This window comes from Allobosea sp. BK604, assembly GCF_004341515.1.
GTDB lineage: Bacteria > Pseudomonadota > Alphaproteobacteria > Rhizobiales > Beijerinckiaceae > Allobosea.
In genome coordinates this window covers 112720-126972 of the sequence record NZ_SLZF01000011.1, presented here as the reverse complement: position 1 = coordinate 126972, position 14253 = coordinate 112720, and the positions used below count along the sequence as shown (strand labels likewise).

General features: G+C 66.6%; 14 protein-coding genes. 1 reads left to right on the top strand and 13 read right to left on the bottom strand.

Annotation, left to right across the window (positions count from 1 at the left end; genetic code table 11):
- Positions 1-2: 2 nt before the first annotated feature.
- The 13 genes from serS to EV560_RS28890 all read right to left on the bottom strand — a co-directional run bounded on the left by serS (position 3) and on the right by EV560_RS28890 (position 13804).
- Entirely contained in the window at positions 3-1565 is a 1563-nt protein-coding gene (gene serS / locus EV560_RS28950; protein WP_131859312.1) for a serine--tRNA ligase, read from the bottom strand.
- 230 nt (positions 1566-1795) lie between these two features.
- The gene (locus EV560_RS28945) at positions 1796-2080 is read right to left on the bottom strand and encodes a GIY-YIG nuclease family protein (protein ID WP_131859311.1); all 285 of its coding nucleotides are present in this window, start codon (positions 2078-2080) and stop codon (positions 1796-1798) included.
- Between the two features lie 119 nt (positions 2081-2199).
- The gene (gene tatC, locus EV560_RS28940; protein ID WP_131859310.1) at positions 2200-3018 is read right to left on the bottom strand and encodes a twin-arginine translocase subunit TatC; all 819 of its coding nucleotides are present in this window, start codon (positions 3016-3018) and stop codon (positions 2200-2202) included.
- A complete protein-coding gene (gene tatB, locus EV560_RS36135) occupies positions 3015-3536 on the bottom strand; it encodes a Sec-independent protein translocase protein TatB (protein ID WP_207908140.1) in 522 nt (173 codons plus the stop codon). The genes tatC and tatB overlap by 4 nt, the downstream gene beginning before the upstream one ends.
- 48 nt (positions 3537-3584) lie before the next feature.
- On the bottom strand, positions 3585-3827 hold the full coding sequence (locus tag EV560_RS28930; RefSeq protein ID WP_131859309.1) for a twin-arginine translocase TatA/TatE family subunit: 243 nt from the start codon (positions 3825-3827) through the stop codon (positions 3585-3587).
- Between the two features lie 66 nt (positions 3828-3893).
- A complete protein-coding gene (locus tag EV560_RS28925) occupies positions 3894-4934 on the bottom strand; it encodes an ABC transporter ATP-binding protein (RefSeq protein WP_131859471.1) in 1041 nt (346 codons plus the stop codon).
- Between the two features lie 89 nt (positions 4935-5023).
- Positions 5024-5728 (bottom strand): SMC-Scp complex subunit ScpB, encoded by a 705-nt coding sequence (gene scpB / locus EV560_RS28920; RefSeq protein WP_131859308.1) that lies wholly within the window; start codon positions 5726-5728, stop codon positions 5024-5026.
- Between the two features lie 12 nt (positions 5729-5740).
- Positions 5741-6562, bottom strand: a complete 822-nt coding sequence (locus EV560_RS28915; RefSeq protein ID WP_248312250.1) for a segregation and condensation protein A — start codon at positions 6560-6562, stop codon at positions 5741-5743.
- 43 nt (positions 6563-6605) lie between these two features.
- Positions 6606-7619 (bottom strand): beta-N-acetylhexosaminidase, encoded by a 1014-nt coding sequence (nagZ, locus tag EV560_RS28910; RefSeq protein ID WP_131859307.1) that lies wholly within the window; start codon positions 7617-7619, stop codon positions 6606-6608.
- A gap of 73 nt (positions 7620-7692) precedes the next feature.
- A complete protein-coding gene (locus EV560_RS28905) occupies positions 7693-8787 on the bottom strand; it encodes a TRAP transporter substrate-binding protein (protein ID WP_131859306.1) in 1095 nt (364 codons plus the stop codon).
- A gap of 186 nt (positions 8788-8973) precedes the next feature.
- A complete protein-coding gene (locus EV560_RS28900) occupies positions 8974-10632 on the bottom strand; it encodes an SPOR domain-containing protein (RefSeq protein ID WP_165923699.1) in 1659 nt (552 codons plus the stop codon).
- A 101-nt stretch (positions 10633-10733) separates the two neighbouring features.
- Positions 10734-12500 (bottom strand): arginine--tRNA ligase, encoded by a 1767-nt coding sequence (gene argS, locus EV560_RS28895; RefSeq protein ID WP_131859304.1) that lies wholly within the window; start codon positions 12498-12500, stop codon positions 10734-10736.
- A gap of 62 nt (positions 12501-12562) precedes the next feature.
- On the bottom strand, positions 12563-13804 hold the full coding sequence (locus tag EV560_RS28890) for a deoxyguanosinetriphosphate triphosphohydrolase (RefSeq protein ID WP_131859303.1): 1242 nt from the start codon (positions 13802-13804) through the stop codon (positions 12563-12565).
- A gap of 86 nt (positions 13805-13890) precedes the next feature.
- Between EV560_RS28890 and EV560_RS28885 the strand changes: the two genes are divergently transcribed.
- Positions 13891-14241 (top strand): HesB/IscA family protein, encoded by a 351-nt coding sequence (locus tag EV560_RS28885; RefSeq protein ID WP_131859302.1) that lies wholly within the window; start codon positions 13891-13893, stop codon positions 14239-14241.
- Positions 14242-14253 lie beyond the last annotated feature (12 nt).

Sequence of the window (14253 nt, the reverse complement as noted above, 5' to 3'; positions counted from 1 at the left end):
GATCAGGCCGCTTTCTCGATGCGGGTGATCCCGCGCATGTAGGGCACCAGCACGTCGGGCACGGAGACCGAGCCGTCGGCATTCTGGTAGTTCTCCATCACCGCGATCAGCGCGCGGCCGACCGCCGTGCCCGAGCCGTTGAGGGTGTGGACGAAGCGCGGCGCGCCGCCTTCGGCCGGGCGATAGCGCGCGCTCATGCGCCGCGCCTGGAAATCCCCGCAAACAGAGCAGGACGAGATCTCACGATAGGTCTTCTGGCCGGGCAGCCAGACCTCGATGTCCCAGGTCTTCTGGCTGGCGAAGCCCATGTCGCCGGTGCACAGAGTCATGACGCGATAATGCAGGTCGAGCTTCTTCAGCACGGCCTCGGCCGAGGCGAGCATGCGTTCATGCTCCTCCTTCGACTTCTCCGGCAAGGTGATCGAGACCAGCTCGACCTTCTCGAACTGGTGCTGGCGCAGCATGCCGCGCGTGTCGCGCCCGGCCGAGCCGGCCTCGGCCCGGAAGCAGGGCGTGAGCGCGGTGAAGCGGCGCGGCAGTTCCTCTTCGGAGAGGATCGATTCGCGCACGAGATTGGTCAGCGGCACCTCGGCGGTCGGCACCAGCCAGCGGCCCTCGCCGAAGGCCTTGCCGAATTCCTCGCCACGCGCCGCCCCGTGCCGGGCGACCGCGAGGTCACGCCGCAGCCGCTCGAAGAAGGCGACGATCTGGTCGATCTCGTCGCGGCGGACATTGTCATCATAGAGCGCCTGGATGACCGTGTTGAACGTTGCCTGCTCCATCTTGCCCTGCTCGGAGGCCCAGCTCTCGGCGAGCGACTCCCAGAGCTCGGCCGCAGGACCGTGCGGCTTCAGATGTTCGGGCATCTCGAAGGCGACGGTGCGGAACTGGTCGCCTTCGAATTTGGGCAGCTGAGCCGTGCCGAACATCACCTCGTCGCGCACCATCAGCGGCGGATTGACCTCGGTATAGCCGTGCTCCTCGACATGAACGTCGAGCATGAACTGGCCGATCGCGCGGTTGAGCCGCGCCAGCTGGCCGTCGAGCACGACGAAGCGCGAACCGGAGAGCTTGGCCGCCGTCTCGAAATCCATCTGGCCCAGCGCCTCGCCGAGCTCGAAATGCTCATGGAGCCGGTTGAAGCCGAACAGCCGCCCGCCCTGCTTCTCGGGTTGCTCGCCATGCCGGCGATACTCGACATTGCCATTCTCATCCGCACCATCAGGCACATCGAGATTGGGAATGTTCGGGATCGCCGCGAGCTGCCCTTCGAGCTTGGCGACAGCCGCCTTCTCCTCGGCTTCGAGGCCCGGCTGCGAATCCTTCAGTGCAGCGACCTCGGCCTTCAGCTCCTCGGCCTTGGCGAGATCCTTCTGGCCCATCGCCTTGCCGATTTCCTTGGAGAGCGCATTGCGGCGCTCCTGTGAGGCCTGGGCCTTGGCGATGGCGGAGCGTCTGACGTCGTCGAGCGCGAGCAGCGAGGCCGAGAGCGGCTCCAGCCCACGCCGCTTCAAGCCGGTATCGAACGCCTCGGCGTTCTCGCGAATCCATTTGATGTCGTACATCGTCAGGCCATGTCGTCGCTGCGGAAAAGACGGCTGATCCTGTAGCGCAGCAAAACTCCCCCGTCATCCGGGGGAACGGCACGAATATATGCTTCTTCCCTCTCCATCGCCCTCCGCCGTCATCCCGGACAAGCCGCGAAGCGGCGCAGCTCCGGGATCCATCGTAGAGAGCCGCGCTCTACGATGGATCCCGGCACTACGCTTCGCTCCGGCCAGGATGACGACGGAGGTCAATCGAGATGGATTGTGTCATAGAGATCGCGCCAGGTGGGGTTGGCCTGTTCAATGAGGGCGATCTTTCGCTCCCGCCGCCAACGCTTCACGCGCTTCTCGTGATTAATTGCCTCATCTGCCCGGTCGAAGTGCTCGGCATAAACGAGATGAATGACGCCGTATTTCCTGACGAACTCGGAGCCGCAGCCATCTCGATGCTCTCCAACCCGCCGCGAGAGACTGTTGGTTACACCCGTATAGAGCGTTCCATTCCAACCGCTCGCCATGATGTAGACCCACATCGCGCCTCCACGCCTTCGGCCAAGCGGGGCGCTGGAATCCATCAACGAGCGCAGCACCCTAGGATGGATCCGGGAGCTGCGCCGCTCCGCGGCTTGTCCGGGATGACGCTTTACCGGAGTCAGGACTCCGCTGCGTCCTCGGCCGCTTTCGCAGCCGCGCGCTTGGTCTCGACCCGGCGCACCGAGAAGATCGAGAGCTCGTAGAGCAGCAACATCGGCACGGCGAGCATCAGCTGGGAGATCACGTCCGGCGGCGTCAATACCGCGGCGACCACAAAGACGAAGACGATCGCATAGCGCCGCTTCTCCTTCAGGAAGGTCGCATCGATGATGCCGGCCTGGCCGAGCAGCGTGAGCACGACTGGAAGCTGGAAGGCGACGCCGAAGGCGAAGATCAGCGTCATGATCAGCGACAGGTATTCGCTGACCTTGGGCAGGAGCGCGATGCCCGCTTGCCCCTCGCTCGCCGCCTGCTGCATGCCGAGCGAGAACTTCATCAGCACCGGCATGGCGAAGAAGAAGACCAGGAGCGCGCCGAGCAGGAAGAAGACCGGCGTCGCCACCAGATAGGGTGCAAAAGCCTGCTTCTCGTTCTTGTAGAGGCCGGGCGCGACGAACTTGTAGACCTGCGTCGCGATCACCGGAAAGGCGAAGAAGCCGGCGCCGAAGGCCGCCACCTTGATATGGGTGAAGAGCAGCTCGAGCGGGCCGGTATAGATCAGCTGCGCATTGGCGCCAGTGCCCGCCGCCCAGACATAGGGCAGCACTAGGAGATTGTAGATCTGCGTCGAGAACGCGAAGCAGATGAAGAACATGATCAGGAAGGCGATCAGCGACTTGATCAGCCTGCCCCTGAGCTCGATCAGATGCTCGATCAGCGGCGCACGCGAGGCCTCGATCTCGTCTTCGCCGTCGCGGAGATTGGTGCTGACGCTCACGCCGGGCTCCCTTCGCCGGGCTCGGTGACTTCCGCTGCCTTGGCTTTCGCGGTCCGTTTGCGCGGCGCCTTCGGCTTGACCTCGGGCTCTGGCTCAGGTTCCGGGGCGGGCTCGGCCACCGGCGCCGGATCGATCACGATCTCAGGCAGCGGCTCGGGCCCGGGCAGCGCCGCGAGCTTGGCCTCGGCCTCCCTGCGTGCGGCCTCGTCATTCTCAGCCGGATCGTCTTGCGCCGGTTTCGGCGCGCCGAAATCATTGATCTGGTCGATCGGCTTGAAATCCGGGTTCATCGCGCTCTGCACGGAACCGCCGACCTCCTCGACCTGCTTCTTCAGATCGTGGAGCTCGGCCTCGCGCATGGCGTCGTTGAACTGGCTCTGGAACTCTCCGGCCATGCGGCGGATCTTGCCCACCGTCTGGCCAAACGTCCGCATCGCCCCAGGCAGGTCCTTGGGCGGAATTGCGACAAGCGCGACCGCGCCGATCAGGATCAGTTCGCTCCAAGCGATGTCGAACATCGACGGCCGGTCCTACTATCCGTGGGCCGCCCGATGGGCGGCCTGCCCTCAGGCCTTGGTTTCGGCCTTGGCCGCGCCCGCATTCGCGGTCTGGGCATGGTCGATGATCTTCGGGTCGGCCGGAGTCGCGGCCGGCGGTGCCGGAGCCGGCTCATCCTCGGCCATGCCCTTCTTGAACGACTTGATGCCCTTGGCCACGTCGCCCATCAGCTCGGACACTTTGCCGCGCCCGAACAGCAGCATCACGATGACGCCGACGACGATCCAGTGCCAGATGCTTACGCCACCCATGGCGAAACTCCTCCGAAAATCCCCTGTGACCTGCCTTTCGGGCAGGTCTAGTGCTTGTGGCGGAACCTATGTGTCCCCTGCGGGGAACACAAGAACTTCATCAGTCGTAATGTCGATACCAACCTCCTCGCCTTCCCGGATCGAGCCGGGAAGCGAGACCCGCGCGGCGAGCGGCTTGTCCAGCCCCGCGACCGCGAGCAGCACATGGTCGACTTCGCCGAGGAAGCGCCGCGTCACGACCCGCGCCGGCAGGCAGTAGCCTTTCGGCACCAGCCTGATCACATGCGGCCTGACGCAAACGACGGCCTCCGAGCCGTCGTTTAATCCAGGAGCCGGGAACATGCCAACCGGCGTGTCGACCGCCCCGCGCCTGACCGTGCCGGCTATCTCGCTAAAGTCGCAGAAGAATCGGGCGGCAAAGAGGCTGATCGGCTTGCGGTAGAGCTCCTCGCCCGTGCCGATCTGGACGATTCGGCCGGCGCGCATCAGCACGATCCGGTCGGCGATGCGCATTGCGTCCTCGGGATCATGCGTCACGATGATCGAGGTCGCGCCGGTTTCCTCTAGCAGCGCGGCGGTCTCATCGCGCACGACATCGCGCAGGCGCCGGTCGAGATTGGAGAATGGCTCGTCCATCAGCAGCACGCCGGGCCGCGGCGCGATGGCGCGCGCCAGGGCGACGCGCTGCTGCTCGCCGCCCGAAAGCATATGGGGATAAGCCTCGGCCAGATCGGCGAGGCCGACGCGGGCTATGGCGCGCAGCGCGGTCGCATCGGCGGACGCTGCGTCATAGCCCCGCAGCCCGAAGCGGACATTCTCGCGCACGGTCAGATGCGGGAAGAGCGCGTAGTCCTGGAAGACCAGCCCGACCCCGCGCTGCTCCGGCTCGACGAAAGCGTCGGAGGCGGAAACCTCCCTGCCCTCGAGCAGCACCTTGCCGGCGCTCGGCCGCTCGACCCCTGCAGCGAGCCGCAGCAGCGTCGTCTTGCCGCAGCCGGACTGTCCGACTAGCGCGACGATCTCGCCCGGCTCGATCGCGAGCGAGACATCCTCCAGCGCCGTCACATCGCCGAAGCGCTGCGTCACGCCCTCGAAGCCGAGCGCCATCGGGATCGCGGCGCCCGCCGTCCCCCGCCTGCCCCAGCTCAACCACCGCGCCACGCTCTCGCTACGAGCCAAAACTCACTCCGGAACCGTCATTCTTCCGCCGTGTGGGGCCCGCCCTCGCCGTCGTCAAGCGGCGTGAAGAGATCGCCGAGCGGATCCTCGTCCTCACGCAGGTCGGGCCCATCGTCGGGAACGGGCACGGTGAGGTCCTTCGACAGCCGCCCCTCGATGAAGCCGGAGCCCTTCAGCTCGTCCAGCCCCGGCAAGTCGTCGATGCGGTCGAGGCCGAAATGGTCGAGGAAGCCGGGCGTCGTGCCATAGGTCACCGGCCGGCCCGGCGAGCGCCGCCGCCCGCGCAGCCTGACCCAACCGGCCTCCAGCAGGATGTCGAGCGTGCCCTTGGCCGTGGCGACGCCGCGAATCTCCTCGATCTCGGCCCGCGTCACCGGCTGGTGGTAGGCGATGATGGCGAGCACTTCGAGCGCGGCCCGCGACAGCTTTCGCGGCTGCTCGGCTTCGGCCGCGAGCAGATAGGCGAGATCGGGCGCGGTGCGAAAGGCCCATTTGCCCGCGACCTGCCGCAGATTGACCCCGCGCGACGCGTAGATCTCGGTCAGCAGCGTCAGCACCTGCAAGGTCGAGATGCCTGCCGGCACCGAGCGCGATAGCTCCTCTTCGGAAAGCGGCGCGGCAGAGGCGAAGAGCAGCGCCTCGACGATGCGGGTCGCCTGGGCGAAGGCTTCCGCCTCGCCGTGATCCTCTTCCTCGATCCGCTCTTTCGCCGCCGCTTTCATCCCGGTTCCATATCACAGAGGCAGGGTCGGCGGGCGCGCCGAACGGCGGCGGATATAGAGCGGAGCGAAGGCGCCGTCCTGGCGCAGATCAAGCACCCCTTCCCTGACCATTTCCAGCATGGCCGAGAGCGCCGAGGCCCGAACCGTGGCGCGCATCGCCTGTACCGGCGCCCCCCGGCCGATCACATAACGGGCGAGATAGGGCTCGATCTCCATCCAGTCGCTTGCCGCGCCGACCAGCCGCTGCAGCGCCTCGCGCGCCTCGGCCAGCGACCAGACGACGCGATGGCCGACGGAGATATGGCTCTGCACGCGCCGCTGGCGCTGCTGTGCATAGGCCGAGAGGAGATCGTAGAGCTCCGCCTCCCAGACCGGCCTTGCGCCGGCGACGATCGCCTCCGGCTCGCCACGGGCGAAGACGTCCTGTCCCAGCCGTTCGCGCGAGGCGAGCCGGCGCGCCGCCTCGCGGATCTGCTCCAGCCGCCGCAACCTGAGCGCCAGGGCGGTCGCGAGATCGGCCGCGCTCGGCTCCTCGCCCTTGGGCGGCTCCGGCAGCAGCAGGCGCGATTTCAGATAGGCGAGCCAGGCCGCCATCACGAGGTAGTCGGCGGCAAGCTCCAGCCTGAGCGCCCGCGCCTGCTCGACGAAGACGAGATATTGCTCGGCCAGGGCCAGGATCGAGATTCGGTGCAGGTCGACCTTCTGCCGCCGGGCGAGATCGAGCAGCAGGTCGAGCGGGCCCTCATAGCCGTCGACATCGACGACGAGCGCAGGTTCGCCCTCGCCGCGCTCCGGCCGCGCCTCATCCTCGAACGGCAGTTCAGCGGCCGCCAATGGCCCGCCCCCGGTTTACGACAGCCCCGGGGACAGAATCAGCCTATCGGCTGCTCATGGCAAGGGTGCTTGCAAGCTGGGCCCTGGCGCTATCCACATCAAGCGGCTCCGGCTCGTGCCGGATTCGCGACAAGGCCATGGCGGCGCGGCGCGCACGCGCGCCGCTCATCTCGGGAACGGCGCCGGCGATCGCGATCATCTCCGCCATGATGCCGTGGCAATGCAGCACGACATCGACGCCGGCACGGATCGCCGCCCTCGCCTTCTCGTCGAAGGAGCCCGAGAGCGCCTTCATCGAGATGTCGTCGGTCATGACCAGCCCGTCATAGCCGAGCTCGCCGCGCATGATGTCGCGCACGATCCGGCGCGAGACCGTGGCGGGATGCTTCTTGTCGAGCGCGGTGAAGACGACATGGGCCGTCATCGCCATCGGCATGTCGGCGAGATGCCGGAAGGGCCGGAAATCATGGGCGCGCAACTCGTCGAGCGAGGCCTCGACCACCGGCAGGTCGTGATGGCTGTCGGCCCGCGCGCGGCCATGGCCGGGCATGTGCTTGATCACCGGCAGAACGCCGCCGGCCAGCAAGCCCTCGGCAGCAGCGCGGCCGAGCTTCGCGACGATATCGGGATCATGCGCATAGGCACGGTTGCCGATCACGTCATGGCTGCCGGCGACCGGCACGTCGAGCACCGGCAGGCAATCGACATCGACGCCGACCGATTTCAGGTCATGCGCCATCAGCCTCGCCGAAAGCCTGACGATCTCGCGCTGCTGGACGGGATCGTTGATCGCGAGGAAGGCGAGCGCCGGCGGATAAGGCGCCCAATGCGGCTGCCCCATGCGCTGGACCCGGCCGCCCTCCTGGTCGATCAGGATCGGCGCCTGCCAGCCGACAGTCTCGCGCAGGCTCGCTGTCAGCGCCGCGACCTGCGCCGGGTCCTGCGTGTTGCGCTTGAACAGGATGAAGCCCCAGGGGCGGGCGTCGCGGAAGAACGCGCGCTCCTCGGCCGTGAGGCTGGTGCCGAGGCAACCGGCGATGAAGGCGCGTGATTTCATGTCTCAGGCGTAAAAACGGGCGCCGAGTCGGTCAAGACGCGGCGCCCGAATGTCGTGCGAATCCCGGTTGGGTTCAGCGCATCTGGCCGACCATCTGGGCGTTGAACGCGTCGAAGGGCAGCTCGGCAATGCGGAACCAGAGCTGCTCCTTCTTCCAATAGGGCAGCCAGGAATCGTAGAAGGTCTTGAAGTTCGGGTTCTTGGCAGCGAAGTCGGCATAGACCTCCTGCGCTTCCTTGAACGCCGCCCGCATCACATCCTGCGGGAAGCCGCGCAACTCGGCGCCGGACTGGATCAGGCGGACGAGCGCGTCGGGATTGCCGTTGTCGTATTTCGCCATGCACAGCGTGTTGGCCTCGGCGCAGGCCGCCTCGAGAATGGCGCGATAGGAGGCGGGCAAGCCGTTCCACTTGTCCAGGTTCACGATGAAGCTGACATTGGCGCAGCCTTCCCAGAACCCCGGGTAGTAATAATACTTGGCGACGCGCTGGAAGCCGAGCTTCTCGTCGTCGAACGGACCGGAGAACTCGACGGCGTCGAGCGTGCCGCGCTCCAGGGCCGGATAGATATCGCCACCCGCGAGCTGCTGCGGGATGACGCCGAGCCGCGCCATGATCGTGCCGCCGAGCCCGGCGATGCGCATCTTCAGACCCTTGAGGTCTTCGAGCGACTTGATCTCCTTGCGATACCAGCCGCCCATCTGCGCGCCGGTATTGCCCGAGGGGATCGTGTAGCAGTTATAGGTCTTCATGAAGTTGCGGCAGAGCTCGAGGCCGCCGCCGGCATAGAGCCAGGCGTTCTGCTGCCGCATGTTCATGCCGAACGGCAGCGTCGTCTCGAAGGCAAAGGCCGGGTCCTTGCCGATATAGAAGCTTGACAGCGTGTGGCTGCATTCGACCGTGCCGTTCTGCACCGAATCGAGCGCATTCAGCGCCGGAACGATCTCGCCGGCGGAGAAGACCTGGATCTGGAAATTGCCGTCGGTCGCCTCGGCGACGCGCTTGGCGAGCTGGGTCGAGATGCCGAACAGTGTGTCCAGGCTCTTCGGATAGCTCGAGGTCAGGCGCCAGCTGATCTTCGGCTGGGACTGGGCGATCGCGGGGGCGGCGATTGCGGCACTGGCGGCAACGCCCGCGCCGGCGGTCTTGACGAACTTGCGACGGTCCATGGGTTTCCTCTTTGGTGCGATCTTGGAGCTTGACGCTCTTGCCGGCGGAGATAGCCGCAGCATGCCCCGGGCGCTAGTGGGAAGCTCAAGCTGGCCGTGGCGATCGACGCCCCGGCCAAACGCAAACCGCCGGCTGCGAGGTCGCAGCCGGCGGCATGATCGATCGGATGATCGGGCGTTGGATCGTCAGTTCTTGGCGATGAAGCACTGACCGCCGGCCGCCTGGAGCGCCGTGCAAACCGTGGTGGCATCGTCACGCGAATAGGGGCCGACGCGGAGGCGGTAGACGGTCTTGCCGCCGGCGAGCTCGGTCTTGCGGACGATCGGCGCCTTGCCGCCGAGCTGTTCCGGGTATTTGCGCTGCAATGCCGCGAAAGTGGCGCGTGCTTCCGCCTCGCTCCCGGGTGCCGCCAGCTGGACCGCGAAATCGCCGGAGCCGGCCCGGACCGCCTGGGCGGCGGGCGTCGGCGTGTTCTGCGGTGCGGGCGCGGCGTTGGCCGTACGGACCGGAGCGGCAGGCGGGGTCGTCGCAGGCGCAGGCGTCGCGACCCGTTCCTGGGCCTTTGGGGGCTCGGCCGCAGCCGCCGGCGTCGCCGGGCGTGGACGCGGCACATTGTTGATCGAAGCCGGCGGCTGAGCGCTGGCCAGCGAGCGGGTCGGCGCCGAGCCGGTCACCAGCGGCATGCCACCGCCATTCGCGCCGGCGATGCCACCATTGGCATAGCTCGCGCTGCCATTTGGCGAGGGAGCGGGCGCGCCATCAGGCCGGATCGAGACGGTGCGAACCTTGCGCGGTTCGCCAAGGCCGGGAACCGCCGGAACCGGCGTCAGGGCCGGTTCGGCCGGTGTCGTGCTGGCGGGCGCCGCCGCCGGAGCCTGCGCCAGCGGGTTGGCATTGGCTGCGCCATTGCCCTGGATCAGGGCGGTCGGACCGGTGCCTGGGCCGGGCATCACGATGCGCGGCGCCATCGAGCGCGCCGCCTGCTGTACATCGACCGGCTGTTCCTCGCGGCTGACCACCTTGGTCTGGCCGACCGGGGCATCGCCTGCTCGCTCATAGATCTGCTTGTTCTGATTCGGGATCTCGGTCCCGCCCGGATTGACCGGCTCGACCTTGGTCGGCCCGCCATCGGCGCTGATCACCGGCGGCAGCCCGTCCTTGCTCACCGGGCCCGAGCTGCGGAAGACCGTCATCGCACCGGCGACGCCGATCACCGCGACAGCGATCAGCGCGGCCGCCGCCCACAAGCCCTTGCGCGAACGCGGCCGCTCGAGATCTTGCAATTCCTCCTCGCCCTGTGCCTGGTCGGCATAGGCAGGCTGCGGATCGTAGCCGTAATCCGGCTGAAAGTTGTGCTGATCCTGGTCGAGATCACGGGGGGCCGCGGCCTGCGCCGGAGCGGGCTCCGGCCGCGAATAGCGATAGGGCTCCGGAGCGGTATAGTCGTGCGAAACAGGCGCCGGCCGTGCTTCCGACTCGGGCTCGCTGTGCGCGGGGGCCGGACGTGTCGGCTCGGTGCGCCTCAGCAGCGCCTCGAACTCGTCGAGCGCGCCGCGGATATCGGCCGGCGGGGCCGAGACCTCGGCGGCTGCGCGCTGGACCGCCGCCGGCGCGAAGGAGGGATCCTGCCGCGGCTGCTGCCATGAAGGCGCCGCCGCCGGTTGCCCCTGGGCCGGGCGGGTTGCGAAAAGTTCTTTCAGCGGGTCGTCCTGTTCGACGATCCTGGTCAGCTCGACCAGGGGGTCGACCGAACTTCCGGGCTTCGGCGCCTGCGCCGCGCCGCGAAGCTGACGCTCGAGATCGTCCAGGTCGAGGGCGAATCGGTTTCTAGCTGGTTCGCTCATGGTATGATCCATTCCAGCGCGCAGTCGGCACCCGAATGGAACGCCGAACCTAACGCGCGGTCAATCTGACCTTGTGCGCGCTGCCGGCAAAAGGATCGCCGTCAACGCATTTCTTCCGGCGCCGCAACACCGACGACCGCCAGACCGGAAGCAAGGACGCTCCGTACCGCATGCACGAAAGCCAATCTTGCCAAGGTCGACTCTCGATCAGTTTGATTAACGAACCGTAATTGCGGCGAGTCTTTGCCCTTGTTCCATAGAGAGTGGAACGCGCTGGCCAGCTCATGCACGAAAAAGGCCACGCGATGCGGCTCATGTGCGCCCGCCGCCCCATCGATCATCCTGGGATAGGCGGCGATCATCTTGATGATGCCAATTTCAGATTCGTCGGTCAGCCGCGCAAGGTCAACTCGCGCCAATGCCGCAGGCGACAAATCGATATCCGGGAAAGCCTCGCGCGCCTGACGGAAGATCGACGAACAGCGTGCATGCGCATACTGAACATAGAAGACCGGATTGTCCTTCGACTGCTCGACGACCTTGGCGAGATCGAAGTCGAGCGTCGCATCGTTCTTGCGGAAAATCATCATGAAGCGCACCGCATCGCGGCCGACCTCGTCGATGACTTCGCGCAGCGTGACGAAATCGCCGGAGCGTTTGGACATACGCACCTGCTCGCCATTGCGCAGCAGCCGCACCAGCTGGCAGAGCTTGACGTCGAGCGTGCCCTCCCCGCCCGTCACGGCCTTCACTGCCGCCGCCATGCGCTTGACATAACCGCCATGATCGGCGCCCCAGACGTCGATCATTTCGCTGAAGCCGCGCGTGAATTTCGAGCGATGATAGGCGATGTCGTTGGCAAAATAGGTGTAGCTGCCATCCGATTTGAGCAGCGGCCGGTCGACATCGTCACCGAACTGGGTAGCGCGGAAGAGTGTCTGCTCGCGATCCTCCCAATCCTCGTCCTTCTGACCCTTGGGCGGCGGCAGCCGGCCCTCATAGACGAGATCGCGCGAGCGCAGTTCCTCGATCGTCGCCCGCACCGCGTCGAGATTGCCGTCGACCTTCTGCAGCGAGCGCTCCGAGAAGAACACGTCGTGCTCGACGCCGAGCGCAGCGAGGTCGTCGCGGATCATCGCCATCATGCCGTCGATGGCGGCATTGCGCACCAGCGGCAGCCACTCGGCCTCCGGCATATCGCGTAAGGCGTTGCCATGCGCCTTGGCCAGGCTCTCGCCGACCGATTTGAGATAATCGCCGGGATAGAGCCCTTCGGGAATCGCGCCGATCTCTTCGCCGAGCGCCTCGCGATAGCGCAGGAAGGCGGAGCGGGCGAGCACGTCGACCTGCGCGCCGGCATCGTTGATGTAATATTCGCGCGTCACCGCATGGCCGGCAAAGGCGAGCAGGTTGCAGAGTGCATCGCCGAAGACGGCGCCACGGCCATGGCCGACATGCATCGGCCCCGTCGGGTTGGCTGAGACATATTCGACATTGATTCTGGGCAGCGGCTTCTCGGCGCCGCGGCCATAGTCTAGTCCCGCCTCGATCGCGGCCTTGAGAACATCAGTGAAAACAGCAGGTTGCAGCGTGAGGTTGATGAAGCCCGGCCCCGCCGCCTCGGCCTTGACGATGTCGGGATCGCGCAGCAGCTCGGCACAGAGCTTCTCGGCAAGAACGCGCGGATTGGTGCCGGCCTCCTTGGCGAGCACCATCGCCGCATTGGTCGCAAGATCGCCATGGGCGGGATCGCGCGTCGGCTCGACCACGACGCGGGCGAAGGACAGGCCCGCGGGAAGCTCGCCCGCATCGGTCAGTTGCGTCAGGGCGCCAAGGACGCGCGCGGAAAAGATCTCGAACAGGTTCATCGCAATCGCCAAGAGGACATGCGCCAAGAGGACATGCGCCGGGAGAAAATGAGCGCCCGGCCCTATCGCAGCGCCGGGGTCGCGTCAAACAGGCGCCGGTGCTCGTCGAGCGCGTACCAGTCGGTCATGCCGGCGATGTAGTCGGCGATCCGGCGCGCTTTCCGCGCTTCGTCGAGCTCGTCGGCGCCGCTGCCCCAATCCTCCGGCATCGCCTGCGGCGCCGCGCTGAACCGGGTGAACAGGTCGCGCACCACATCCGCTGCCTGCTGCCGGATCACCCCGACGCGCGGGTGGCGGTACATGTTGGGGTAGAGGAAGGCCTTGATCGCGCGGTCGGCCTCCGCGTTCGTCTCCGAGAAGGCGATGACCGGAGCGCCAGCGCGTCGGATGGCATCGGCATCGGCCGGCGCCAGCGCGGCGATCAGCGCCTGCGAACGGCCGATCACGTCCTCGACGAAACGGGTGATAACCCGGCGCACCAGCTCGTTGGTCGCCCGCGCCTTCTCCAGCCCCGGATGCAGCCGCTCGATTTCGTCGAGCAGCTCGGCGAGGAAAGGCACGGCGCGCAGATCGGATAGTTCGAACAATCCGGCGCGCAGGCCGTCATCGATGTCATGGGCATTGTAGGCGATATCGTCGGCGAGCGCCGCGGCCTGCGCTTCGGCCGAGGCATGGCTGTCGAGCCATAGGTCCTGGCGCTCCTGATATTCGACGATCGCCATCGGAATGCCGGTCTTCGCATAGCGCTCGGTCGGCCTGCCCGCGGCATCGACCAGCGGGCCGTTATGCTTGACCAGCCCCTCCAGCGCTTCCCAGCTCAGGTTGAGCCCGTCGAAATCGGCATAGCGCCGCTCCAGCCGGGTCACGATCCGCAAGGTTTGGGCGTTATGGTCGAAGCCGCCATAGGCGCGCATGCATTCATCGAGCGCATCCTCGCCGGTATGGCCGAAGGGCGTGTGGCCAAGATCATGCGCCAAGGCCAGCGCCTCGGCGAGATCCTCGTCGAGACCGAGCGCACGGGCGAGCGCACGCGCGATCTGCGCCACCTCGATCGTATGGGTCAGGCGGGTGCGGTAATGGTCGCCCTCATGCGAGACGAAAACCTGCGTCTTGTGCTTCAGCCGGCGGAAGGCGGTGGAATGGATGATCCGGTCGCGATCGCGCTGGAAATGGTTGCGAGTCGCCGAGCCCGGCTCCTCGATCAGCCGCCCGCGGCTCAGGGATGAGCGGCAGGCATAGACCGCGCGCCAGCGCTCGCCCGGCTCGCGATTGGGGTCGAGTACGAGGCTGTGTCGCTGCGGCATGGCGGACCTGTCGGCGCCCCAAGCTTGTATCGGCGCTGCGCCGCAATTACCTTCACGGGCAACAAAGGTGCAAGGAGCATCTGCCTATGTCGACCGGTCTTCAGGTCAATCCGCACGGTATCGCCGTCACCGACAAGGCGGCAAATCGAATCGTCGCCGTGATGGCGCAGGAGCCGCCCGGCTCGATGCTGCGCGTCAGCGTCGCCGGCGGCGGCTGCTCGGGTTTCCAGTATATTTTCGATATCGACCGCGAGAAGGCGCCTGGCGACCTCGTGATCGAGCGTGACGGCGCCACCGTCCTGATCGATGAGACCTCCCTCGACCTGCTCGAAGGCTCGACCATCGATTTCGTCGACGATCTGATCGGCCAGTCCTTCCGGATCACCAATCCGAACGCGACCAGCTCCTGCGGCTGCGGGACATCCTTCGCGCTCTGACGCCGGAAACCA

What these genes read in the sequence shown, in the direction of transcription:
- EV560_RS28905 (WP_131859306.1), bottom strand. Translation starts at nt 8,787, where the DNA reads ATGGACCGTCGCAAGTTCGTCAAGACCGCCGGCGCGGGCGTTGCCGCC.
- argS (WP_131859304.1), bottom strand. Translation starts at nt 12,500, where the DNA reads ATGAACCTGTTCGAGATCTTTTCCGCGCGCGTCCTTGGCGCCCTGACG.
- EV560_RS28930 (WP_131859309.1), bottom strand. Translation starts at nt 3,827, where the DNA reads ATGGGTGGCGTAAGCATCTGGCACTGGATCGTCGTCGGCGTCATCGTG.
- EV560_RS28890 (WP_131859303.1), bottom strand. Translation starts at nt 13,804, where the DNA reads ATGCCGCAGCGACACAGCCTCGTACTCGACCCCAATCGCGAGCCGGGC.
- tatB (WP_207908140.1), bottom strand. Translation starts at nt 3,536, where the DNA reads ATGTTCGACATCGCTTGGAGCGAACTGATCCTGATCGGCGCGGTCGCG.
- serS (WP_131859312.1), bottom strand. Translation starts at nt 1,565, where the DNA reads ATGTACGACATCAAATGGATTCGCGAGAACGCCGAGGCGTTCGATACC.
- EV560_RS28945 (WP_131859311.1), bottom strand. Translation starts at nt 2,080, where the DNA reads ATGTGGGTCTACATCATGGCGAGCGGTTGGAATGGAACGCTCTATACG.
- EV560_RS28900 (WP_165923699.1), bottom strand. Translation starts at nt 10,632, where the DNA reads ATGAGCGAACCAGCTAGAAACCGATTCGCCCTCGACCTGGACGATCTC.
- EV560_RS28925 (WP_131859471.1), bottom strand. Translation starts at nt 4,934, where the DNA reads ATGGCGCTCGGCTTCGAGGGCGTGACGCAGCGCTTCGGCGATGTGACG.
- nagZ (WP_131859307.1), bottom strand. Translation starts at nt 7,619, where the DNA reads ATGAAATCACGCGCCTTCATCGCCGGTTGCCTCGGCACCAGCCTCACG.
- scpB (WP_131859308.1), bottom strand. Translation starts at nt 5,728, where the DNA reads ATGAAAGCGGCGGCGAAAGAGCGGATCGAGGAAGAGGATCACGGCGAG.
- EV560_RS28885 (WP_131859302.1), top strand. Translation starts at nt 13,891, where the DNA reads ATGTCGACCGGTCTTCAGGTCAATCCGCACGGTATCGCCGTCACCGAC.